The 1,829-nt window shown below is 27.6% G+C and carries 3 protein-coding genes; 2 read left to right on the top strand and 1 reads right to left on the bottom strand.

From position 1 onward, the window contains the following. Window positions 1–42 precede the first annotated feature (42 nt). Together PLW95_08160 and PLW95_08155 are read left to right on the top strand one after the other, a co-directional pair. Window positions 43–768, top strand: a complete 726-nt coding sequence (locus PLW95_08160; GenBank protein ID HOV22628.1) for a type II secretion system protein GspG — start codon at window positions 43–45, stop codon at window positions 766–768. A 9-nt stretch (window positions 769–777) separates the two neighbouring features. Continuing rightward, window positions 778–1,224, top strand: a complete 447-nt coding sequence (locus tag PLW95_08155) for a hypothetical protein (protein ID HOV22627.1) — start codon at window positions 778–780, stop codon at window positions 1,222–1,224. Here the strand turns inward: PLW95_08155 and rsfS are convergent. Next, window positions 1,214–1,552 (bottom strand): ribosome silencing factor, encoded by a 339-nt coding sequence (gene rsfS, locus PLW95_08150; GenBank protein HOV22626.1) that lies wholly within the window; start codon window positions 1,550–1,552, stop codon window positions 1,214–1,216. The two genes, PLW95_08155 and rsfS, sit on opposite strands and share 11 nt — an antisense overlap. Window positions 1,553–1,829 lie beyond the last annotated feature (277 nt).

Below are 1,829 nucleotides of genomic sequence, written 5' to 3'. Positions count from 1 at the left end.
AATACTTGACAAACAATATATTCATAATTTAAAATTATTATAATGAAAAAGGGATTTACTCTTATAGAAATTCTTGTAGCAGTTTTAATAATTTTCATTATTTGTTTGATATCTTTTCGCCTCATTAGTACTGTTATACAAAAATCAAAAGTTGCCAGTGCAAAAGTGCACATCTCACAACTTGCTTTACTTTTAGAACAGGTTAAAAATGATACTGGCTATTATCCTGTATTTCTTTCTGATATGACTTCTAACACACCTCCTAAGATGTTAGAAAAAGGATGGTTTGGACCTTATATAAATGAAATACCTCTTGACCCATGGAAACATCCATATTTCTATAAAATCCCCCCGACAACTTTATTTGCTTCTCCTTCTATTCCAAGAGTATCTGGAACTCCTGATACTTTTACTGCTTTTTTTGAAGGTATTCAGGGAAAAGCAATTCTTCATATAGAAAATTATGGATTAACTTCATGCGAAATAACTTTAAATGGCGTCAAAGTTTTAAATGAAAATGAACTTAAAAATAAACCAATACCTCAAATAATAGAAAAAGAAGTAGATATTCTTGAAGGGAATAATATCTTTACGAGGGCAAGAAGTACTCCTGGTGATTCCTTAATTTTTTCAATTTCGTCTTATAATATTCCAACTGGAAAATATTTCATCCTTGGAAGTTATGGAAAAGATGGCAAAGAAGGGGGAAAGGGTTTTAATAAAGATATTGTATGGTATTCAGATAAATACCCAAATTTTCAACAATAGAGGTGAAAGATGGAAAAAAAGAAGTACAAAAGGAGACATTATTTAATAAATAGGTCAATACAATTTACTTATGCAGGTATTGCTATATATCTTTTACTTATTGCAATTATACTTGTTGGAAGTTTTACATATTATATAACCCTAAATACTATTTTGAATCAATTACAATTGGAGAATCAACTTATTGATGCATACAAAATTGTTTCTTCAATCAATTCTATTATTCTCAAACGCATTGGTATTTTATTTTTTGCCCTTATCCTTCTTGTTTTTATTCTTGAAATACTTTTTCTTCATAGAATTGCAGGCCCTTTATATAGAATAGAAAAAACACTAAACGATATCGCAGATGGGAAAAAAGTTGAATTTATTAAATTAAGAAAAAAGGACTTTTTAAAATCACTGGCTATTTCTGTTAATAAAGTAATTGAAAAAATAAATTCATTTAAACTTTAATTATTTCTGCATCTCCCCATAGTTTATCAAGATTATAATAATTTCTTGTTTCGGTCAGAAAAATATGAATTATTATTTCTCCATAATCAATTAATATCCACTTTCCATCTTCAAGTCCTTCAACAGAAATAACCCTTTCTTTTATTTTTTCAAGAATATTTTCTGCAATAACTTTTGTTTGAATTGTGGTTTCACCAGAAGCAATAATAAAATAATCACATATCCATGTTAATTTACTTACATCAAGAACTTTTAAGTCAGTCCCTTTTTTATCCTCTATTGACTTAATTATTTTTTTTATTATTCTTTTTATACTACACCTCCGCACTATATTTTACCATTCTAATAAAAAAATGTTTATATAACACATTTTATATATATAAAATATTACCATAAAATAATTTTTTTTTAATAAATTGACAGGTAGAAAAGAAAAATGATAAATTAAATAAAAGAAAATTTTAAAAAAATTATATTTCAGTGGTAGTGTTAAAAACTTAGATGAAAGGGAGATGGAAAGTGGGCTCGCCTATAGTAGTCCACAGAATTTCTCTGGGCTACACCCGAGGGGATGGATTGTCTTACACAGAAGGGTTTAGAGTTTT

Source organism: bacterium (assembly GCA_035370465.1).
GTDB lineage: Bacteria > Ratteibacteria > UBA8468 > B48-G9 > JAFGKM01 > JAGGVW01.
Note: the sequence above shows the minus strand (reverse complement) of the source record. Positions and strands in the feature narration are given on the sequence as shown.